A 22,190-nucleotide genomic window follows, 5' to 3' on the forward strand; every position below is an offset into this window, starting at 1 on the left:
TTCATGCAGAATCTCCCTGCGTATATATTACGAGAAAATTCTACTTTTGAAATCTACTATTTTTAGGGGGGATTACCGGTGCAACAGCACTTGGTTGAAAATGTTGAACCTTCGACCGTAAATATTATGTCTAATATTCCAACTTTCGATGCCTTTGTTGATGAATGGGTATCTGAAAATAGGATTCAATGGAAGAAAAGCCACTATAAAAATGTGCTTATGATCATTGAAAACTATCTAGTACCGGTGTTTGGTCAGATCAGACTAAACGATATTACACGGCCTCATTTGATAAAATTTCGCGCTTCAATTTCAGAGCCTAGACGAACTGGGGTAAAAGATAAACTCAGTAACGATTGGATAAATCATGTTATGACGCCATTACGAGGAATTCTAAATGAAGCAGCATTGCGTTTTGACTTCCCTACTCCGTTTATCAATATCAAACCTTTGAAAATCGATAAAACAGCTATTGAACCTTTCTCTCTAGCAGAAGTTCAGCTTTTTTTGTCGAGAATTCGTGATGACTTCCACAATTATTATACGGTGAGATTTTTTACCGCAATGCGAACGGCTGAAATCGATGGGCTTAAATGGCAGTTTGTAAATTTGGATCGAAACGAAATCCTAATTCAAGAAACGCTTGTGGATGGCAATGTTGAGACACCAAAAACATCAGCCTCGTATCGCAGCATTCAATTATCACAACCTGTCGTTGAAGCACTAAAAAAGCAACGAAAAGTGACTGGTAATAAGACATATGTATTTTGTAATGCGAATGGTAATCCTCTCGAGCACCGTAATGTAACAAAACGCATTTGGTATCCGGCGTTAGACGAAATGCGCTTAAAAAGAAGACGTCCTTATCAAACAAGACACACGTGCGCAACGTTATGGCTGGCTGCTGGTGAGAACCCTGAATGGATTGCCAAACAAATGGGTCATAGCACGACCAAAATGTTGTTTGAAGTTTATAGCCGTTATGTACCCAACGCGACCAGGCAAGATGGTAGTGCGTTCGACCGACTCATTGAACATGTTAATTTTGGTTCTACTCAGGAGAATACAGATGATTAAACCAATATTTGTTTGGATAAAAAGCGTTAAATTTAGCGCGAACCTTCCTACTGCTAACTGTGAATTTATTTCATCCAATTGTTTAATTAATGCAATAACATCTGCAGAAATAGCAAGAATTTGCCCTGTGAATTATGGACTTGCTCAGATGGTGATATCTCATGACCACCAAGGAAATACAGTTGTTTGTGCGATAAAACCCATATCAACCAAATGTACCGAACAGCAATATCGTCAAATGGTGAGTTTTGTTCATGAGTACAATGAAGGTTTGGTCGGTCGATTTCTTAGGCTACTTAGCTTCGTCACTATTCATGAGCTCCAGCCTTTTATCGATTTTATTCTTAATAAAGAGGAAATCCTAAAATTATTCATGAGATCTGAAGCCAGCTTCAAGCATCATCACTGTTATAAAGGTGGCTTGTTTGAGCACAGTATTGAAGTAGCAGAAATGACATATCAAAATGCTAAATATCTAGGGCATTCTGACGTTGAATGTCAAACGGGACTTATTGCTGCACTATTTCACGATATAGGTAAAATTTATCCGGCTTTACATATGAACAGTGATAAATACATCGCTGGTCCTCATGAAAGTTACACTTTTGCCCTTTTAGCTAAACCATTAGGGCAACTGGGAACACTTAACAGCCGAATATTTTCTATGTTAAGTGAACTTTTAGCAGCAAAGCCATATGGACATAAGACACGTTACGCCATTGAGCATGTGCTAAAGCAGGCTGACCGTAGTTCAGCTGAATCTAACTTTACCAAAACACAATTTAAAGAGCTCCCATCGCATTATTACTTCACAAAAGTGAATGGTAATGTGATGTATCGACTTAACAGTCTGTAAATTATTAGTTGAGGATCTTGATAATGAAATATCTCTATATTGGTCATGTACAGTCCTTTGCTACTGGTGATGGTAGAACAAATATCTTTGGCAATTGTACTAAAATTTGTTTGGTGAAATAGTTAGTAAAAACTGGAGCTTATTCGATGATTGAGAAAACTATGAAGGTCATAATAGAGGAAATGGAAGATGGCCAAAAATTTTTAGGACCCCAGTAAAATACCTAGAAGAATTACTATGTAATGAAGGTGATGTTATAAAATGGATCGATAATAAAGATGGCTCTTGGAACCTGCAAAAAATTGGTCCGTCAGACATTGATAACGCCACTGAAATCTAACCATTATCAAATCATGAACTTAGTCGTCGGCGGTCTTTAAAAAGTTTAGAGCCACACTTAGGCAATTTATAACGATAAAGATTAAACAGACACTTGATGCTTCAGCCACATCTGGGCTAGTCTGCTGAGCTTACTACTCAAGCGTTATATCGGACGCATAGCCCAAAGGCGGCTGAAAGTGAGTTTATCTATGTTTAAAATAACCAAATCTAATCAAGGTCGGTTCGAGCCTGTAATTGAAATCATTGGCAGGTAAATCAATAATTCAAATAAAAGCTGATCTGGGTTGGGATAACATTTATCACAAAAAAACTGCTGTCGAACCCAACAATCAAAATCTAGATAAAACAACAGCCTGGTGTCAATATTTGAGCATTTAAATACTTAAGGTTCAGTCTATGGATCAGTATAAAAATCCAGCTAAATAATGAACTTATCATTCGCTTCCTTATTTTTTACATTCCTTACACATCATACTTTTTACAGAAAAAAATCTTTTGTCGGTCTGATAATATTACACTCTTTACACTTTAATGCGGGAGTTGGGCGATAATAAGAACTTCCTGGATTTTGACGTGCATCAGACATTTTACGTATTGTAACCGTCATAAAAACCTCAAACTCAATTTGTGTTGCTTGAACATCAAAACATTGAAATACTCTTGTTCAGCAATATTATAAATATATATCAAAAATATATTCATCCTTCTTCTAAGCATATCTCTAGGATGTTCTAGAGATTTTATATTCCGACCTATAAATTTTTTCTTCTATTTGCCATAAAACTTGCTTAAAGAACCAGTTAATCGCGAGAACTACCAATCCAACCAGCTCCCCCCGACGATGGTGATTTACCAGCTATACCCATATTAACCAAGATTGGCTCAATAGTATCCTTACCTTGAATACGAAAACTTAGATTTGAGAGTATTTTTTTATCCTTCTCATTTAACTCTGAAACCTTATCATTTAGAAGTGCTTGAACAATCAAGAAGTGTCCAATTTTTTTCAGTAACTGAATCAGTTCATTTTTTTTGTCACCGAACATTTATCTAATTTCCATTTTAAATAACGCCAAATGAACTTGCGCAGTACAGGTGCAGTTTTTTCTTCTATTTGCGAAAAATATAAAATTTAAGCAAATGCTTGAAGAACGAAGCCACTCTTCGGCACAACCAATCACTATCAAAAATAGATCAATAACGCCTTAATTTCCAGTAAGGTTGCAACAGAATCTCTGCTTGATGGTAACCAGCTTTCCCTAATCGAGCTGGGACGCAAGATTCCCGAACGGATTAACCCAGGGTGAGCGCATGAGTGTTTATTTTTCGTCCACTATGATTGATCAACAAACGAAACAATATCAAGCCGAGTTTGTGATGATCATTTAATGTATAGTCGTGACTCATTATACAAACAAAGATAGATCGAAAAAAGTTCGCGATCTCGTCCTGGGTTTGCTCCGAATTACACATTAAACTCATCAATTGCTTACTTGGAAATCCGCCAGAGCCTTACATAATGAATTAACAAGCTTATGTTCTAGGCGTTTATGTTTATTTGAATGTCATTTGCTACCGCATTGACGAAATAACGCTGATTCGCACCACGATGCTCACTTGTTTCTGCTTGTGAGCCAATCTCTATTTTGGCTGCCAGTTCACTAGGTAGATTATTTTTAAGCGCTTTGTTTATATTACTCCGATTTTGCTGCACAAACTCTTTGCTCATAGGGAGTAAACCCGCGTAGTTTTTATCATTAAAGTCTTCTGGTTCAATGCCAAATGTTTTGTTAAATACCCGGCTATCACTGCCTATCACTAAATACTGGGTTAAAAAACCAATCGCGTTGTCAAAGTTATGTTTAAAAACACGTTCATCACTGCTAACCAATAAACCACGGTCAATACCTTGAGTAAGCGTTATTAGCCATATATAAAAAGCCAGTTCTTTAGCGGTAAGTTTGATATCGACACCGGAGACGCTTAAGGTTTTATTTTTTAGATACACGTCAACCACAACACACTGATTGTGAATAGAGTTAAGCGTTGCGACCGTTTGGCTAAACGACATCTTTCCCATCGAATTAATCAGCTGTGGGTCAACCGCCTGGCGCATCCGTACAAATGGTATTTCAGCTAATGTTACTTGCGCTTGGCTTGTATCTACCTTCCCATTGCCTTGCTTGCCTACAATCCAATTTGTTGCTTTGGTTGGGTAATAGAAATCTTTTACAAACTCAAACTCATCATTAACAAATACATGACTGAGGGAGTCTTGTGGGCGGCCTAACAATGACATGGCATAACCGAGATAAAACGCCATAGTTTTCCGTCCTCCTGCGATGGAGGCGTGAATAGCGATATTTTCGTCTTTAGTGAGTTCAAAGACTTTGCGAGTAATATAATTTGCCATGTAGGTCTGATCTTCAATGCTTTTAGCATCCTCAATAGGATCGCCCTGCTCATCTTCAATTAGCAAGATATTAGACTCATCAAAGATAAAATGTGACATGTCGTATTCTTGTTGCATCGCTTTCAGATGGCCGTTGGTAAAAAAGCCTTCCATTAACATCGCTTTCGATCCACTGGTGGTGATCACTATCACTTCATCTGGAAAGGTTTTACCTTCGATGTGCAAAGCATAAAGGGTTTCGGTAACTACCTGTGGGCTAGCCCCCGTTATTGCTAGAAGTATATTTTTCAATCAAGGTCCCTCCAATCAATATAGAATCGAAATTATACGTCGAATTACTTTATGAATTAATAGTTTATTATTAAGAATCCTGATTTAAATAACAATGAAACCGTACTAACTTCTCTTTGCTTTTCGCGCTGCTTTATTTGCTTGCTTTTGCTTCTTGCGGTCAACTTTTATGTGAGTATTTTTCGTACTAATGATACTTCCGTCTCGAAGTATCACTTTCCCCTTAGGGGATTTTATAAAATCTATTGCTTCAACGTGACCTGCTTTAGCGGATTCGCGAATGAGTTGTTTTAAAGCATGTGGTGACTTAACCTTATTGCCATTTTGTAATTTTCGCCAAATCAGCATTGCCAACTCAAATTTAATTTGAGCTTTACCTAGTACAGTTTTATTAATGCGTAATGCATCGTTTGCAAGCTCAATAGCTTCTGACGTATATTCACTATCTTTTTTGACTATATTAAACAGTATCTCTTGGTAATCAATAAATTGTGGTACCTGCTGATGGTGTTTTATCATTGCTGACAAACCTTTAACGGGAGCTGGAGCGTTACCCCAATAGCCATGATAATCGCAATAACCACTAAAGTAATTTACAGCTGGTGATAGTCTAGCTTTAGCACTAATAAGCGCAGTTTTTACTTTCTTTTTAAGTATATCGTTATTTTTGTCAAGCTCCCATTGCTTAAGCTTTTCAAATACATCTAAAGTAAATGAACGTTTTTCTTCGGCATGAAGGCCTGCTTCAATCCAATAGTGGTATTGTTTTATGTCTTCACCATAGTATTTTTGTTGAAGAACTCTTATTGCTTTATGGTTTGCTTGTTCACCCGCTTGTGTGATTAATTCAATACCGCGTGTTTGTTGTGAGCGAGTAATGAGATAACTACCATATTGGAATGCCACATCGCCTTCATGATCGGTCTTAAGTGCCAATTTAAAGCAGTTATCAATCGTTTGCCCTTGCGGCAATAAGAGCTGCTTTTTAAGATAAACGTTAGCATACATTAACCACGTTTTTTGATGGCTTTGACGATGAGCCTTTTCTAACCAATAGTTAAGATCGCGCTGTAGTGTTTCCCAATGCTGTTTTTTTTCTAAGTTTGATATATAAGAGTCTAACTCCACTAACTCCATTTCTGATGAAGCCCTTTGTGCTAGTTCAAATGCAGCCTCTTTGTTGCCTGCAAGCGCAGCGTATACATGTCCTGCAAATTCCATTTCAGACGGCTCATGCCATGGCTGCGGTGCGTCGCTTTGATGATTTAATTTGAATGCGAGGTATTGCGACAATTCAAAAATATCGGTCATTAAATGCCTTAGCTTAGATTTAGCAATTGAGGCATTACAGTTCCATTGGCCGTCAATGCATTTTGTAATATGTACACCTCGATTGCCATGGCAACGAATGTTATGGAGCGCTTCGATAATGTAAGGCGGCACCCGTTGACTCGCCGCCAATTGTTCAATTTTATCCATTAAGTCACCATGTAGCGCAGGATAAAGATTTATCTTGTCTGCTACTTCATGACACCATAATTCAATAAACAGACGAGCTTTGAGTAAACAACAGGCATGATCGATAGAGTAATATTGCTCAGCCTCTTGACTAACCCGATAAAGCTCAGGAAAACTGTGCGCAAGAAATTGATAGTTATCAGGTTGATGGTCGTTGTCGGAGTAAAGATTGTGCGCCAATGTTGTCATGATATAACCTAGTTGAGTTTGCGAGGTTATATCATGACAAGGCCACAATAATTGTGGCGTTTACAAGCTTGTGAAGTTATTAATGTTTGTTAAGTAATTGAAAAAGCATAACGACCGTCATTGTCATTGGTATTATTAAGGACAAAAAAAGGTGATTTATTTCGATCGAGAGTCCAAATTGAATGACATGACTTATCCTTACATTCACCTTTAAAGTAGGTATTACTCTTCGAAGTAAATGAATATTTATTTACTTCGTTACCACAATAAGGGCAAAGACGAACAAATTTAGCAATCGCATTTTTTAACTTAATCAAGTTAACTAATTTTTGATCGGTTTGATTTATAACCACATTAGTTTGTTCTGTATTTAGTGGAGCATATATTGACCGATTATGTGACAACACCTGCTCAACAATCGTAGGTAATTTATTTGGCAAAGGCTTATTAAAACCTTCTAATAACCATCGCCAAATGCTTTTTACGATAATTCTTGCTAGCGCTTCTTTTGCGTGGAGGTTTAAGGGAGATAACTCTATAACCATCTCGGATGTGTTAGCTTTGATGACTTGAGGAACTATAATAGTTACGTTATGTTCATTATTTAAATTAGTCATTATTAATGGTTCGGCATTAACCACAACACGAAAGATAGTGTGGCTGAGATGGCAAAACTCCCAGTTACCCTGTATTGGGTTCGTGATAGAAATATTGATGCCGTCACTTATCGTCAAACAAGTCATTTCCGAGTTAATACTCCAACCAATGTCATTAAATATTTGTTGTAGTATCCTTTCAATATAATCAGTGTAAATAAGCTGCTGATGCTGTTTAACATCAAGTAATTGGTTTGGATTAAGGCGTTTATTGACAGATATTTTTGACCACGTGTTCCATAGACTTGCAAGGCGGCTATAGTTGTCGTCGTGAATTAGAATATTCGTCGATTTAAGCGCGATGCCAACCTGTAAGTTCTGCGGTATGGCCCGATACAAGCTGCCATTCCTCATTTGAATTAACTTGCCACGAATTGTCTGAACCGAATCCATTTGATCATTACTTTGTTTGGCTAAATCATCTGCGTCTGCTTGATCAAAGGCACGCCCCCAATCTTTTGCTATTTGGGTAACGTAATGATGGACGTTGTCTTGGGCATCAAGCTGGCCAAATTCTTCTATCACCTTTAAAATCTGCGATATTCTTGCCTGTACGCCAGCGAGATAGCGTAATAAATTATCGATTAAACGTGCGTATACCATATTCTCATAGATCACAATTTCATCTTCAGAGATTTGTCCCTTTAGCTTTTTAGGAATAATACCGGTAAACGTTCGCTGCTGCCAACACTCTGAATGCGCGACTAAATGTGCTTGATAATTCGAGGCATAGCGTTTAACTCGGCTGGTTGCCATTAATTCTACGTCATAACGCATACTCATTCGCGGGCGCTGATTGATCATTTGAAAAACCCCGTCACTAAAGCCCTTCGCTATCGCCTGTTCTAATTCACTGGGCGAGATAAACTCTGATATTTCTGGCGGCAGTAAATGACTGAACCCACAACGTGAGTTGTCTTTGAATTTTTCTTCGATATGTTTTATTGCATCAAAAATGATGGCTAGCGCTTCATTATCACTACACTTTTCGCTGTCTGATTGCCCTCGCTCATCTTTGTAAAATTGTATAACGTCAGTTTTAGTTTGATGTTTGCCACTACCATCATCAAACAAAATTGTTTGCTGGTTATTGTCTATCAGGGCATAAAGCCCTGATGGAATCGCTACACCATCATTAACTTGCTCAAATTCACCAGTTAGACGTGAATAAAGCTTCATTAAAAGACACCTTCGGTTTTTAGTTCAGTTTCTGTTAATAGGATATGAGATGCTAGGTCGCATTTAGCTTCCATTAATACCTCAAGTGCGGTCAGTAGTTTTTCTAACTTAGTTTGTGAAATATCAAAACGACCTAACACCTTTCCTTTCCGTAAAACACGAGTTATTAGTAGATGTTCAAGCGCTTCTAGCGCTTCACCCCCACATGCAATATAAACACTTATAAAACGCATTGACTGGTTTTCAAATCTATTACCCCAACCAATACCAAAATCTTTTTCTAACACCTTAGTGAACTCTGATTCTTTAAGCTTAGTTAATACTTTGTACACGTCTTTTTGGTGTTTTATTATTGCTTGCTCAAACAGATCTGTGACCGATTGAATATCAATAACGTCTTTACGTACTCTTTTCGGTTCCCACCCTGATGGTTTATCTTGGCGTGTTAGCTCCATCATAAATGCGCGATCATGAGTCTTGTCAGCGAACTCAAAGGTTGTTTCATCATGATTGGCGGTACCCATGAACCAAGTATTGCTAGCTAATGGTATTTTACGCTGCTCGACAAAATATTTTGGTGGTTGAGTAACGCTTGAGTCCATTAATACAATATTGCGTTCGCCCTCGCGCATCTCAATGGCTGAAAGAAACTCAGCAAAATATTGCTCTGGACGTGAGAGGTTCATTTCATCGAGCAAGATAATGTTAAAACGATTCGAAAAACTCGGTGTATGGGCGCGATAAAGTCCTTGTAAGCATTCTTTCTCGTAATAACGTTTTTCAAAGGCATTGTAGTGTCCAAGTAAATCGTCACGGTCACGCCAACCTGCTTGTACTGGCACGGTGGTAACATGACCGCCTACAGCCTTAGCAAATGCTTTGACTAGGCTAGTTTTACCCGTGCCGGAAATCCCCTCAAAGACATGCAGTTGACTCATGGCAAGGCCCGCAACAAACTTACGTAAATCGTTAATATCGTAATATAGCGTGACGCCCTTTTCTGCGATGGCTATTCTAGATTGCAACTCTTCGGTGAATTCACTTAATGATGAAATTGAGGCAGTAGCTACCGGCTCGGAAAAGGTTCTATCCATTTTAGTAAGTTCACTAAAGGCTTGCTGCGACTGTTGCTTTTCAATCAGATCGTCGAGGGTCATTTTTAAACTATCGATTGATACTTTTAATGTTTGATTATGCACCTCAAGCACATCGTTTTGATACTGTAATTCCTGTTTCTCACGGATACTGAGCAGATTTTTCCGTGCTTTAGCTTGAGCTTCGTCCAAATCTTTCCGCAGTAGCTCTAATTTTTCTGTTTGCTCTTCAGAGATATCTTTATAGTGTTCAAGTTCGTCTTCTAGATCGCTCTCACTGCGCCCTTTTAATTTTGAGCGAGCCTCTTTTAACTCTTGTTCAACATTATCTAAGTGCTCTAATACATCGCTGGGATGGGAGAATTCACGCATTTTGGCTTCGCGTTCTAATTCACTATAGCCAGCAACTTTTTGTTGTAATGCTTTAACTCTTTCTAAATCGCGTTGGCGAAATGTCTCAAGGGACTCAATTTTTTGAGTTAGTTGTTGCTGTTCAAACTCGAATTTATTGGTTAATTCATCTCGCAGCTCTTGAGTGGCTATCTGTTGGTTAGCGAGCTTTTTTCTAAATTCTTCTTTCGCTGTATTTAGTTCTATGTAATCTTCCTTCAACTGATTTTGAAGTTGTTCAAAAGAAGCTTTTTCATCATTAAGCAACTTAATTTCTTTGGCTAGTTTTGATTGCAACTGCGCGTCAAACTCAACGGCCTGCTGGCGCTGCTGCGCTATTAAATCAACATTTGCTTTGATTTTCTGCTGCTCTAGCTCACCTAACTGCTGCTGTAATTGAGTAAACGATTGCTTCATTGTGGCAAGTGATGCTTGGCGTTCAACGACAAATCCGGCTTGAGCATTAGCTTCTCGCTCGACTAATTTAGCTTCAATATTTGCACTCTCGCTTTCTCTGTGGAGTATAGATACTGTTTTGTGCTCAATGTCTTTTCGTGCTTGAGCAAGCTCTTTATCTTCTTGGGCTAGACGTGTCTTGCTAGCTTCAATATCACTTAGACTTTTTGTAATTTCTTGCTGCTTAGCGGTTATTTCTGCTTGGCTTTGTTCATTATCGGTAATAGATTGGTTAAGTTTTTCGATTAGCCCTTCTAATTGCGATATTTGTTCAGCGTTAAGCTTATTTTCAAGCTCAGGATCTAACTCTATACCGGCTTTACTAAACAATCCTTTTAGTATACCTGCTTGCTTTAGTGGCTTGACTGGTACTATTGGCGCGCTTGATTTGTTTCTGTTTTTGCCTTTACCCATTGTTTTCTATTCCATTAAATAATTTGTTTAAAAAGGTTTCTATAGTACTAATCACGGTTTTGATCTGTTGATGAGCGATATTAATTGAACTGCCATGGGAGCAATCATCACGTAAGTGGGTAATTTTATAAAAATTCGAGAAATACGTTTGTTGTTCGAGGAGGAATCGCAATGGGTGTTGAGGGTGGGTCTCCATTGAAATAAAGATTGCCGCCAACTGTGCTCTCACTGAACTGTTCTTTCCAATTGCGGCAGCGTAGACTCGCGAAGCATTTAACGCCAATACTTGTTCGGCCATTTCATTATTCATGTTCGTTGCGGAAACAATCATATGTTTTAGTAGCGCTCTTGCGTTTTTAGTATGTGGCTTTGGCAAGCTGGTTGGTCTATCCAAAGGATATCGCTCTAAAATATATGAGCAGACTACTTCAACGACTTTTATACCTTTAATAATAAATTCAGTATTAGCCGCCGATCTTGAATAGCTTTCTTGCTCTAGGCGCTCTTGCAACTCAAACAACTGAAAAATAGCATTTGTTAAATCATTAATTTGACCTGCTCTAGGGTATTTAACTAAGACTTTGAGCTTTGCATCTTCTGCAAATTTTAGACAAGCCTGATCGTAACTTAAATCTTTATCACTGACACCTAGCTGTGACAATGCATAGTTACCTAGCGCTTTATTTTCCTTACAACCTTGTTTAAATGACGTGGTCATCCAGGTTGATGAGCTTGATATATCAAAAGGGTCATATAGTGTCCACTCAAAACTCGTGGTGGTGTCACCCCAAACCGTTAAATAGACCGGTGTGGCGCTTTGTGATGCTCGCGTAAGCTTGTCAAATGATGACGGAGGCTTTTGCCATTCATCTCTATTACGGGTATTTTTAGCTATATAGACAGCGTCTTGAAATTCAGCAGCGATTGTCGCTAAATCATGTTCACTTGGAGCACTATTAAAAGCACTGTGAGCAGTAACGACGAAAGGAATTGTCACGGAATCACTAGCACGTTTTAGCTTAAATTTAGGCCTGTGAGTGTCGTCGTTACTCGTGTAGATTTCATTAAGGCTATAACATAATCTTGGTAACCACTTCCCAGTAATAGCACACTGAAAGATGTACGCGGTGGTTAAACTGTCATTGACTTCATCATTGAGTAGTTCCACTCCCTTAGAGGTCACTAGGCCTTTTTCGGTGAGCCAACCATTGGGTATTAACTGCGCCGTAATGATATAGCTAACCATATCGGTTTCTAAGCCTAACCAGTTCGCGACGTCTTCATTTTTTAGGCTTCGCTTACCTGTCACATTAAACAGTTGTAAAATTGTCTTCTCAAATACATTCAACTCTCTTCCTTGAGGCTTATTGGTGTAAACTTGCCACATATTAACCGGCCATAATATGGCCTTGGCGTCATAGTTTGGTTGTTTTGTTTGTAACAAATAAGTATTAGCGAACACAGCCCAGCTCCCCTTGACATAATTGGTAGAATGCATTGAAACCAGGTAACACTTGTTGCTTTATGCCATAGTCAAAAACTATAGATTGTGTTAATTCAGCGCTTGCTAGTGATAGATCTCCAACGACAATCAATAAGCGTTTTTGCCTGCTCATAGCCACATTAATTCGATTAATTATTCTTAAGAACCCAAGCTGTTCATTAACCACAACACTATTATTAATATCTGAACCTGATTTCCAAGATCTCACTGTAGACAATAAAACAACATCAAATTCTTTTCCTTGAAACGCATCGACCGACCCAACACGAAAGCGTTCTTCGCCGTTTGGCAATAGGTCATAGCCATGCATAGGTTGGTATTCATCAGAATTCTTTTTCAGAATGCCTTTTTTAACCATAATGTCTTGTATCTTTTCTCGCTGCGCTGCATAAAACGTAATTATGCCAACGGATAAATCTGGACGTTTGGTCAAAATGTCCGCAGCCTCTTGCGCTACAACTTCAGCTTCGCATTGACGGTATTTAGAACCATTATGTGTTTGCATCTTACCTTGTGATTTTGCGACATCTAACCAAGCTGCAAGCTTTCCTTCATAATTGGGAACATCCAGAGGAAAGTATTTCTCTTCCAATCCTGCTTTAACAGCAGGTAATCCTGCAGATTCATAGAATTCTTTACTGTGAAAATCACCAAGCACAGGATGCATACGGAACTGAGTGTCCAGCATAACAACTCGTTGTGGACCACCTTGCTCATGAAATCGAGTCAAATCATGATATAAGCGCTCAAATAAACTTTGCTTAAGCAATTCATGATCGGTTATTGCCAGTTCATCTTTATCCTGCAGTTCTTTTTCAACTCTAGGCTCAAGCATATGCGGTAATTGCTTATGATCTCCTACCAAAACAAGGCGAGTTCTGGCCATGGCCATTGGGATCATTAAATCAAGTGGGTTGGCGCGAGCCGCCTCATCAATAATTACGGAATCAAAATTAATGCTACTACTTTGTTCAACTGATTTTACTGATACCATCTTATCGCCAGCGGCTTGCTGGCAAGTTGCGCCCAGCACCGTCACGTATTCGGTAATAGAACGTTCGACGACAGAGGGTTGGCTTCGTAACGTATCGAGGTATTGTTGCCGAAAGTGAAGTTTGCCTAAAATAGGATCACTGGTAAGAGACTGCTCTAGGCTTTGCTGTAATAACTCTAGATTATCAATCTCTTTTTCGGTTATATGCCGAGCACCAGCAAGTACATAAGGGTGCACTAAAACTTCGAGTAAGCTTTGCTTAATCAACTTATACGCGGGTAAACTAGCATCATTGTCGATGGCTTCTTGTAATTGAGTCGCGTATTCGAAGGTTGCTGGAAGTTGATTTAAGGTTTGCAGTAAATCTTGCGCTCGTAAAATACCGTCATCACTAAATGCAATATTGGTTGTTCTTAAACCACGAACTTTGCGATATAAAGTTGCTCGCTGCTCAGGTGTTACGCTGATAGATGATAAAGATGCAAATCTTGCGATCAATTTATCAATATTGTCCATTATCGAAACACTAATATTAAATCCACGTTCAATCTGCCAGTCGTTAAGCTTGCTGCTTAGCGATAATAACAAGTTTTTTAGTTCACAAGGGATGCAACACAAGCGGATTGATAGCACAAGCTCATTGATTGACTCAAATAATGTATATTCCTCAAATTGTTGTAATTCACTGGCGATATCAGGGCTAAGACTGTCAATACGTAGCTGCGACCAATGCGCTACATCTGATACGGATTTAGTGCTTTTCTCTTTGCCGCCAACTTTAATTGCTGGTAAACCAAAGACACCAGAGCGTGCCACCACATTGCTTACTGCATCATGCTGATAACTGCTGAGTAATATCTGGTGTTGAAGTGACGAACCAAACTTATCTCCCTCTTCAGCTATACGTTGTTGCAACGCTGAGATAACCTGTGTTTTACCTGTACCTGGCGGGCCAATAATCAGTGCTATGTCAGGTGTATTTAACGCAATTTTTAATGCTTTTTCTTGCTGCCTTGTTGGTTCTCCCTTAAAACGCTCCTTTGCCTTTCTTGTTAAAGCTTTAAGTCGTTTAGGTCGTTGCGGCGGCGGCTGTAAACCCTCGAGAATATGTTTGATTTGTGGTAATGGATTATTTCCCTGGCGCAACATGTCAAACGCTAACATCTTACGTTGATGTTGCTTTTGCATACCGTTGAGGGAAATATAGATAGCGCCCTCACTTGGCGGTTTCTTATTGAGCGTTGCCTCTAAGGTGCCATTAACAAACTTAAGCTGTGATAAAAAAATAGGTTTTTGGCTTTGTTTATCGCTATAACTTAAAGACTGATCAAGTTCAATTAGATAGTTTGGTGCTTCTGGTGCAACTTGTAAATCGAGATTTTCTAGACTAAAACGTTCACCTACGTTTTCAAGTTCCGCTTTATAGTTGTCAAGAAATACAGTAATAGGCGAATCTCCTAACACAAAGCGAAAGCGTATTTGCTCATCGTTTATCGGCTCACATTCACTATAGGTTAGGTAACCTGCTGACTTAGCTATACGCGAGGCCTGTTGCCAATGAGTCTCTGAATATTTGAGCCATAATTGAAAGTAACTTCCATGTTCTTTGGTATGTTGCTCTAACAAAATTTGCTGATGTGTATCTTTAATTTCGTTATTTACATTGTGTTCCAGTATCTGGTGCTTACCAGAAAATACGGTTACTTTTTCTGGTACTTTATTTAACGCTGTGATGGTATTGATATACCAAGAGTCACCATTTTTAATAATACCAGCGGCATGTTTCTCGCCCACAATTCTGAAGCTGTCACCTAGGGCTGTGGCGTGAAACTCACATAACATCGCCTGTTGCTTCATGTAATTAAAAAAGAATGTCTGCTGGAACCATTGTTGTGTAGCGGTAAAAGTAGCGTCAGTTCCAGCAACCTTAGCTATTGCGTTAATTGACGCAACGTCAAGATAGAGCTTGATTGATTCAGAACATTGCGCTTTAAGATACATAAACCTTACCGCAACGGCCGTATCATTCTTATAACAGATAACAAAAAGAACAACCTGAGGATCGCTTTTATTAACGGCTTTAGCTAGTGGTAGATGCGAGAAGGTCACTTCCTCGAAATAATCGCCTTGCTTGAGGTAAAACAAACCGTCATCTTCAAATATCTCAGCAGTCTCATTTATCTGCCAGTTAAGTACCGTCTGCGTTGGGTTGTCTAACGTTAATTCAACAACATCTGACTGTAATAACTTTGATGCTAATAGATTCATTATTTATCTCAAACAAAACGCCAGCGATAACTTTGCACTAGTTTCAGATGTGCATCATCTTCAATTTCACTAGGCTGCCATGCTGAAAAATAATAGGGGGTGTTTGGTGTGCTATTACTCAAAGGAATCCGTTTTTCTTGAGTAAAATCTATATTTGATTTTGCTTTGTGAATTTGAACTATCGCATTGTTAGTCGGCAATATATGAAGCTTATCCTCTTGCCACTCAATCGTTAATAACGAAGTTGCATCAGTCCATAATTGCGTGCCATAAGGGGCTGAATTAAACACTATGTTGTCGTCTTTATTTAGGATTCGAATATTGTTGAGTGGGTGGAAATGAGCGTTACCCTCTTCTTGCTCAACGAGCACCTGTTCAAACTTAATAAAGCTATCTGACATCGCATGCTTATAACAAAAAGGACAAAACTGGTCATTTTCATCTATTTGATAGAAAAATTGATGGCGGCAATGCTGGCAATCAATCGTTTGATCTACAGCTTGCTGGAGAACTGTTCGCCACTGACTGAGGGATGGACGCAATAATGGGTTATTTTTGCCACCTTCAAAGCAATGTCTAAACAACTCAGCCATATTTTGGTTGCAAACTAGCTCTAGCGGTATACCACCACTTGTTTCATTTGAGCTATCTTGCAAGTCATATACCCATGGGAGCTTTCCTTCATAAGCCTCTTGTTCAACGATTTCTGGTTCACCATTTTCAACATGAAGCCCCTTAAAAGGATGCTGATGTGTTAATAGTTCAAAAGCCATGACAGCAAATGACCAGGCATCTGTTAAAGAGTTTACATTTTGCTCATTACGCACTACTTCTGGTGCACCGTAACCGGGTGTATGAAGATGGGTAACGCCCTCTCGTTCATTAAAACAAATGTTGTCACAATCGATAAACCAAACCTGTGAATGGTTAACGCTTTCTGATACAAAAATGTTGGCTGGAGATAAATCGCCATATGCATAACCACGGGAATGTAACTCAGATAATGTTTTTGCTATTTTGAACAGCAATTTAGTTCGCCTTGCTACTCCACCAGTATCTAAATATCTCTGAGTACTGCCATTATCTTGTAGATCGTTAAAACTGTCGTTGATCACGGTTTCTAAGGGTATAAGTCCATCCATTAGTTCCATTACATAACCGTATTTGGGTTTAATAATAGCTATTTGGGGCAATGCCATATTTAAATCACTAATGTTTTGCTGACCAATCCAGTCTATTTGTTTGATCGCTTTATCAATTTTAGCTTTATCTTTACTATTAATGATTTTAACCAGTGTGCCAACTCTATCAGTACTGCACACCACGCCCTGTCCACCTTCGCCTATTTTACCTGTCAGTTCGTATTGATTTCCCTGACTATCGTATACAATTTTGCTTCTATTTTTTGTCATCTAAAATTACCATTGCTAAACTTTTATCATCTGTGTGGTGAGGCGTGGGCCAATGTATGAGCATATTCTTAAGGTGATGCTTAATTCGCCTAGATGATTTATTTTTTGAATATGCTATTAACGCTTGAGCAAACAGACTGAGCTCTGCTATGTCTTCGCTAATACCATCACTCATGAGTAAAATACCGTTACCTTCTTTAGATAGGTTGCCCTGACAAACGCTCCAGTCACTAAATTGTTTCGATAAACCTAAGCCTGTAGTTAAATTTGAAAACTCATCTATCGATATAGGTGTAACTACTCGAGAAGGCGTGCAAATGACCCCATCACCTAACTGAAACGTTCTAAAATCTCCTTGATGGTTGCCCCATGCAATTAGTACTGTAGTAACAGCATCCTTTGGGCGTATACCACTTTGTTTTAATGTATTAAGCCAATGTCTATAGAAATCAGAGATTACTGATTTAGCCAATATATTGAATGATGATTGCTTAAGAACATACTTTATCGAGTTAACTGCGGCACTCGCACCGATGTCAGCATAAGGCCTAGAACCCATGCCGTCACAGGTTATAATCGCCCAGTTATTTTCGTCAATGAAATGTCCAACAGCATCTTGGTTAGGCAAAGCATCACGAATATGTCCAGGCCCTATAACTGAAGTTTTAATAAGTTTCAGCATGTGCTAGAAATCTAAATCAAAATCATCTTCCACTAACTCGCCTTCGCCAATTTCAGCGAAATCTAGTTTAATCGGTTGGTTCGGGGTCTGACTCTTTGAGTGATTAGCGACACTCATGGTGACAGCACGGAAAAAGCGATGAATTTCATTAGCATTTTTGGCGTGAAAAAGAGGGGCTTCTATATCATTGCTAAAATCACCTAACACACTATCGTCAGCATCAGCACCAATAGACAAAGCAAGGCGTGTTGCTTTTTGTGCACGTTCACTGTTTACCAATTCACTATATGCGGCACTGTAGTCATCAGTGGGGTGACCATCGGATAACAGAATAATCACAGGGCGGTATGCACGAGATGAGATAATATTTTTATCTTCAATGAGTTTTTTAGCTAATAAACACGCTTCTCCAAGAGGTGTTCCACCATTTGCATTCAACTCTTGCATTTGCTCAATTTGGTAGGCTGGTGTTAACTTTAAATGAACTTCGGCTTGGCCGCCAAAAGTAATAATTGCTACATTAATTTCGGCTCTGCTTCTACCTTCTTGTGAGAAGCTTTTTATCATATCTCGTAGAGATTGATTTAAAGAATCGATTTTGCCATCTACTGACATACTACCGCTGGTATCTGCCATTATGATCACAGGAAGCGGCCGAGCTTTGTTTGCTACAAATTTATTTAACGACATTTATATTCCTTTATATTTTTGAGAACTATAGGTTACAACGAATACTAATGTATTGACGAAGATAGAGACGTTCGCAAGCTTACGATATACGTATCTATTTATTATCCTTAATATTCCTATATGGCTGACATTACAATGATTTTTAAAATCTAACAAGTGTGAGATCGCACGTTTTAGTCTGTTTAATCACAAATTGGATAACAATCAGCATACGGGAGAGAACGCAAACGTTTTAAACCTGGGTTTATTTGCATAATGTGCCTGCGTCTTGCGTTAAATCACCCTCGAAAACTCGAAAACTCGAAAAATTGTTTAGTTTGGTGACAACTATCCTGACGCAGATGGACATCGCGGTTCAACCCATGTACTAAATCTCACTTGACCTGATAAAGTTCAAAGCCATTTGTGTGCTTAGCGACATTAATCGTCGAGACAAGACTTTATAATACAAACATCTTGTTATTAAATATTGGAGTTATTTGTGACAAACAACAAAATATCATTTAAAGAAGCTACAAAGGACATGACCCCAGAAGAAATCAATAAATACAGACAAGAGCTATCTTATCAATCATTTGCAGATGTGAATCCTAAAATAGACGCTAATGATTTACACTCCACGTTATTTCCCGAAGAATACGATTTTATGTATGACAGTTATGCTGATGCAAACGATCGTAAAAAAGGCATCAACCCGATGAATCTGGCATACGCAGATAGAATGAATCAAAAACGTATTGATCTCGGGGTTTCTCCTTTAGGAAGTAATGGTAATAAAGACCATTCTACTTCAATTGAATTGTGTCGGGATATCGTTAAAAACTTAACGAATAAAAACAAAAATGAAATCGTTGGTATTATTAATAAAACGTTATCTCGATAAAAAATAATGTTTATTTACAATGAGGTAAAAGCAAAATGTATCAATGTGACCAAGGAAATTATGATGTTATTGGGGATATTCATGGGCATGTAACAAAGTTAGAAAATCTTTTAAAAAAGCTAGATTATGCAAAATCAGAACAAGGAGTTTATTCGCACGCAAGTAGAAAAGTTATTTTTTTAGGTGACTTTATTGATGGTGGTTCTGAACACCAACAAGTTATAGAAATTGTAAAGCCTATGGTCGAAAATCAAGCGGCTTATGCCATTATGGGCAATCACGAGTTCAATGCTATTTCTTTTCACACAAAACATCCAGGTACTGAACTTCCTTTAAGAGAACGTTCTATAAAAAATATAGGGCAACATATCGAGTTTTTGTCTGAATATAAAAAACATAACGATAAAATGCTCATCACTATCGAATGGTTCAAAACCTTACCCTTATTTTTAGAATTGTCAGAGATTAGGGCTGTACATGCTTGCTGGTCTGATTATGAAATAAATAAAATCAAACACTACTTAATGCCCGACAACACCATTAAAACAGAGTTATTTGACTCATTTTATGTGAATGCAAACACCAAAGGGACAAATGAGTTTGATGCTGTTGAGGTACTATTAAAAGGTGTAGAAGTACTCTTGCCTAATGGTGAAAAATTTAAAGATAAAAGTGGATCTGACAGACAAGAAATAAGAGTTAAATGGTGGTTGCATGATGGAGAGACCTATAAAGACTATGCATTAGTGCCAGCTTCAGCAAAAGTGCCATCAATTCCATTTCCTAAAGAAATAATTAAAAATTATTTATACAGTCAAAATCAAAAACCAGTTTTTATTGGGCATTATTGGTTACAGGGAAAACCAGAAGTACAACATAGGAACATAGCCTGTTTAGATTACAGCGTAGCTAAAAATGGCCATCAAGTTGCTTATCGGTGGACTAAAGGAGATGACTACTTAATAGATAGTAATTTTGTTACAAGCGAGTAGTTTCTGTTAGATACAATTTGAGCATTCACTATCTATTACACGTGATAATAAAAAATCAGAGGCAGGGTAACCGCATGAGTGTGCGTTTTTTGATCACTATTGATAAATTCAATACTGAATCACTTCTAATTGTTTAGGAAGTGATAACGTACTCAACAAATCTAGCTCTAAAAACAGACTAAATCTGTATAGTAAATATCCGCGATTTAGCAATGATATCAGAGGTATTTAAGTATCACTCGAGTTCAGCGCAGAAGTGCTACACTCGGAAAATTTGGTTTTGTAGCTGTTTAAACAGAACCACTAGCGGCATAGACTTCATAGATATTATAGACCGCTAGATAAGCTTGTTCTTTACAGAAAAAGTGACAATTAATATTTTTCATAAAGCAAGCAACGTTTAAAATCAGCAAAATTATATCCATGTATGTCGAATATTCTATGACTCTTTGTTTTATGCTGATAGTACAAAGGCCAGTATTTTCACTATCCTCATTTTGGCGACAAATAGAAACAATGGTAATAATTCTTTTTTCATGAGCAGCAATAGCATTCCCATCAGCATAATTATTGAGTGCCCGTCCCTGCCAGGGCAACCGCATGAGTGCTTGCTTTTTGAACTATACGTTTGATCGGCAGGCAAAAGAACAAGAAACTATCCTAACTATAAAGATTTATCGAACTGCGGATGTTTATTAAACGATCTACATTTGTTCGAAAAACGTTCGCATTCTCGACCTGCCGTCCCAGCCTTATCAATTGCTTTAACCCAAAGACTATCGAGGCTTACTCCATGCGGATGCCCCGCAACTTGTCCCAACCAAACATCAATGCTTATCTCATTTCTAGCCAATGATCATCATGAAAAAATAATTTGAAATAGTACTTGAATTTTCACGATTTATTTAACACATGACAAATTAATTAGTACATAATTCTTAACCTTAATACATTTAAACCATATCTAATCATCTTGTTAAATAAAAAAAGGCGTATTTTAAATGTTCAAACTGATTAAAAGCACTGGTAGGCTGTTCGTTAATAGTGTCAACGTATTAGACGCAGGCGTTAACATACTAAACAAGTCGGCTTATGAACTTAATCATTCAATGGAAAAGTGGTCGCTTGAACAATCGATAAGTTATCAATACAAAAAAATCGATGCGATGAAAGAAGCTACACATTCCGAACTATCAGAAGAATATAATGTTTTAATTAAATACCTTGAGAGTCTTCAAAAGATAAAACCATATGAAAATGCAATTACAGAGCAATTGGATTTAGCAAACTCTAGAAGACAACTATCTGAACAAAAACGTAAAACTCTTGATGAGTTTTATTTCGAAGGCAATCAACTTAAGACAAGCCTGCCTAGATTAGATGGTCGTCTACATGGATTAGCAAAATCTTGGTATCAAGATGGCACTAAAAGATGGCAGGCACAATTTCTTGATGGCAACATCTCCGGTGAAGGAAATGCTTGGCACCCCGATGGAAGTCGTTGGTTTGAATACAATCGCAACATTGAAAGTAAACATGTTGTAGTAACTGTTTGGCCTTCTAATTTTGATGAATTATCAGTTAGATTAGTGAAAAGTACTGATGTTAAGTCAAAAATGAACGTTGAAATTAATTTTAAAGGAGTTCATTGGGGCCCTATTTACTATGCAAATGGTAAAATTATTTCTAGTTTTTTTATTTTTGGTCTCAAGAGCATCATTAAAATAGTTATGCACCCAAGGTTGTGGAAAGGCTTACGAACGGACGTAAAACGCTTTCAATGCTTAGAGGAAGACGCGCAAATGTTTCAGATCATATTTCATGAAATTAGTTCTTTAACGTAGCATTTTGATATTCATATTCAACCGCTATTACACTCATTTTCTGGCA

The 22,190-nt window shown here is 38.1% G+C and carries 16 protein-coding genes and 1 pseudogene; 5 read left to right on the forward strand and 12 right to left on the reverse strand.

From position 1 onward, the window contains the following. The first annotated feature begins 78 nt into the window (after window positions 1-78). Both AAEY98_RS06420 and AAEY98_RS06425 read left to right on the forward strand, forming a co-directional pair. Window positions 79-1,077, forward strand: coding sequence for a tyrosine-type recombinase/integrase (locus tag AAEY98_RS06420; RefSeq protein ID WP_351015682.1), 999 nt, complete (start codon window positions 79-81; stop codon window positions 1,075-1,077). Next, window positions 1,070-1,933, forward strand: a complete 864-nt coding sequence (locus tag AAEY98_RS06425; RefSeq protein WP_351015684.1) for an HDIG domain-containing metalloprotein — start codon at window positions 1,070-1,072, stop codon at window positions 1,931-1,933. Before AAEY98_RS06420 ends, AAEY98_RS06425 begins: the two co-directional genes overlap by 8 nt. Before the next feature lie 1,142 nt (window positions 1,934-3,075). Here the strand turns inward: AAEY98_RS06425 and AAEY98_RS06430 are convergent. From AAEY98_RS06430 to AAEY98_RS06480, 11 genes and pseudogenes are all read right to left on the reverse strand, one after another. Further along, window positions 3,076-3,321, reverse strand: a complete 246-nt coding sequence (locus AAEY98_RS06430) for a hypothetical protein (RefSeq protein WP_351015687.1) — start codon at window positions 3,319-3,321, stop codon at window positions 3,076-3,078. A 494-nt stretch (window positions 3,322-3,815) separates the two neighbouring features. Further along, window positions 3,816-4,979 carry a CRISPR-associated ring nuclease Csm6 gene (gene csm6, locus AAEY98_RS06435; protein WP_351015690.1) on the reverse strand — a complete coding sequence of 388 codons (1,164 nt, stop codon included), beginning with the start codon at window positions 4,977-4,979 and terminating at the stop codon, window positions 3,816-3,818. 105 nt (window positions 4,980-5,084) lie between these two features. Beyond that, window positions 5,085-6,290, reverse strand: a complete 1,206-nt coding sequence (locus tag AAEY98_RS06440; RefSeq protein WP_351015985.1) for a hypothetical protein — start codon at window positions 6,288-6,290, stop codon at window positions 5,085-5,087. 72 nt (window positions 6,291-6,362) lie between these two features. Further along, window positions 6,363-6,686, reverse strand: a pseudogene (locus tag AAEY98_RS06445) (DUF4145 domain-containing protein); the annotation flags it as partial. 89 nt (window positions 6,687-6,775) lie between these two features. After that, window positions 6,776-8,521, reverse strand: coding sequence for a hypothetical protein (locus tag AAEY98_RS06450; RefSeq protein ID WP_351015695.1), 1,746 nt, complete (start codon window positions 8,519-8,521; stop codon window positions 6,776-6,778). Beyond that, on the reverse strand, window positions 8,521-10,875 hold the full coding sequence (locus tag AAEY98_RS06455) for an AAA family ATPase (RefSeq protein WP_351015698.1): 2,355 nt from the start codon (window positions 10,873-10,875) through the stop codon (window positions 8,521-8,523). Before AAEY98_RS06455 ends, AAEY98_RS06450 begins: the two co-directional genes overlap by 1 nt. After that, entirely contained in the window at window positions 10,868-12,337 is a 1,470-nt protein-coding gene (locus tag AAEY98_RS06460) for a hypothetical protein (protein ID WP_351015701.1), read from the reverse strand. Before AAEY98_RS06460 ends, AAEY98_RS06455 begins: the two co-directional genes overlap by 8 nt. Next, the gene (locus AAEY98_RS06465; RefSeq protein WP_351015704.1) at window positions 12,327-15,641 is read right to left on the reverse strand and encodes an AAA domain-containing protein; all 3,315 of its coding nucleotides are present in this window, start codon (window positions 15,639-15,641) and stop codon (window positions 12,327-12,329) included. Before AAEY98_RS06465 ends, AAEY98_RS06460 begins: the two co-directional genes overlap by 11 nt. A gap of 8 nt (window positions 15,642-15,649) precedes the next feature. Continuing rightward, on the reverse strand, window positions 15,650-17,053 hold the full coding sequence (locus AAEY98_RS06470) for a protein kinase domain-containing protein (protein ID WP_351015706.1): 1,404 nt from the start codon (window positions 17,051-17,053) through the stop codon (window positions 15,650-15,652). Continuing rightward, window positions 17,040-17,735 (reverse strand): PP2C family serine/threonine-protein phosphatase, encoded by a 696-nt coding sequence (locus AAEY98_RS06475; RefSeq protein WP_351015708.1) that lies wholly within the window; start codon window positions 17,733-17,735, stop codon window positions 17,040-17,042. Before AAEY98_RS06475 ends, AAEY98_RS06470 begins: the two co-directional genes overlap by 14 nt. A gap of 3 nt (window positions 17,736-17,738) precedes the next feature. Next, complete coding sequence (locus AAEY98_RS06480) at window positions 17,739-18,425, reverse strand: vWA domain-containing protein (protein WP_351015710.1); 687 nt, start codon at window positions 18,423-18,425, stop codon at window positions 17,739-17,741. Window positions 18,426-18,906: 481 nt separating this feature from the next. Here AAEY98_RS06480 and AAEY98_RS06485 point away from each other — a divergent pair, with 481 nt between their 5' ends. Beyond that, complete coding sequence (locus AAEY98_RS06485) at window positions 18,907-19,308, forward strand: hypothetical protein (protein ID WP_351015713.1); 402 nt, start codon at window positions 18,907-18,909, stop codon at window positions 19,306-19,308. Between the two features lie 35 nt (window positions 19,309-19,343). Then, window positions 19,344-20,300 (forward strand): metallophosphoesterase, encoded by a 957-nt coding sequence (locus tag AAEY98_RS06490; protein WP_351015716.1) that lies wholly within the window; start codon window positions 19,344-19,346, stop codon window positions 20,298-20,300. 290 nt (window positions 20,301-20,590) lie between these two features. Here the strand turns inward: AAEY98_RS06490 and AAEY98_RS06495 are convergent, their stop codons facing one another. Continuing rightward, complete coding sequence (locus AAEY98_RS06495; RefSeq protein WP_351015718.1) at window positions 20,591-20,902, reverse strand: hypothetical protein; 312 nt, start codon at window positions 20,900-20,902, stop codon at window positions 20,591-20,593. Between the two features lie 399 nt (window positions 20,903-21,301). Here AAEY98_RS06495 and AAEY98_RS06500 point away from each other — a divergent pair, with 399 nt between their 5' ends. Further along, a complete protein-coding gene (locus AAEY98_RS06500) occupies window positions 21,302-22,144 on the forward strand; it encodes a toxin-antitoxin system YwqK family antitoxin (RefSeq protein ID WP_351015721.1) in 843 nt (280 codons plus the stop codon). Window positions 22,145-22,190: the final 46 nt, after the last annotated feature.

The organism is Shewanella sp. AC91-MNA-CIBAN-0169 (assembly GCF_040310165.1).
Classification (GTDB): domain Bacteria; phylum Pseudomonadota; class Gammaproteobacteria; order Enterobacterales; family Shewanellaceae; genus Shewanella.

What these genes read in the sequence shown, in the direction of transcription:
- AAEY98_RS06450 (WP_351015695.1), bottom strand. Translation starts at nt 8,521, where the DNA reads ATGAAGCTTTATTCACGTCTAACTGGTGAATTTGAGCAAGTTAATGAT.
- AAEY98_RS06495 (WP_351015718.1), bottom strand. Translation starts at nt 20,902, where the DNA reads ATGCGGTTGCCCTGGCAGGGACGGGCACTCAATAATTATGCTGATGGG.
- AAEY98_RS06490 (WP_351015716.1), top strand. Translation starts at nt 19,344, where the DNA reads ATGTATCAATGTGACCAAGGAAATTATGATGTTATTGGGGATATTCAT.
- AAEY98_RS06455 (WP_351015698.1), bottom strand. Translation starts at nt 10,875, where the DNA reads ATGGGTAAAGGCAAAAACAGAAACAAATCAAGCGCGCCAATAGTACCA.
- AAEY98_RS06440 (WP_351015985.1), bottom strand. Translation starts at nt 6,290, where the DNA reads ATGACCGATATTTTTGAATTGTCGCAATACCTCGCATTCAAATTAAAT.
- AAEY98_RS06425 (WP_351015684.1), top strand. Translation starts at nt 1,070, where the DNA reads ATGATTAAACCAATATTTGTTTGGATAAAAAGCGTTAAATTTAGCGCG.
- AAEY98_RS06500 (WP_351015721.1), top strand. Translation starts at nt 21,302, where the DNA reads ATGTTCAAACTGATTAAAAGCACTGGTAGGCTGTTCGTTAATAGTGTC.
- AAEY98_RS06475 (WP_351015708.1), bottom strand. Translation starts at nt 17,735, where the DNA reads ATGCTGAAACTTATTAAAACTTCAGTTATAGGGCCTGGACATATTCGT.
- AAEY98_RS06470 (WP_351015706.1), bottom strand. Translation starts at nt 17,053, where the DNA reads ATGACAAAAAATAGAAGCAAAATTGTATACGATAGTCAGGGAAATCAA.
- AAEY98_RS06480 (WP_351015710.1), bottom strand. Translation starts at nt 18,425, where the DNA reads ATGTCGTTAAATAAATTTGTAGCAAACAAAGCTCGGCCGCTTCCTGTG.
- AAEY98_RS06430 (WP_351015687.1), bottom strand. Translation starts at nt 3,321, where the DNA reads ATGTTCGGTGACAAAAAAAATGAACTGATTCAGTTACTGAAAAAAATT.
- AAEY98_RS06465 (WP_351015704.1), bottom strand. Translation starts at nt 15,641, where the DNA reads ATGAATCTATTAGCATCAAAGTTATTACAGTCAGATGTTGTTGAATTA.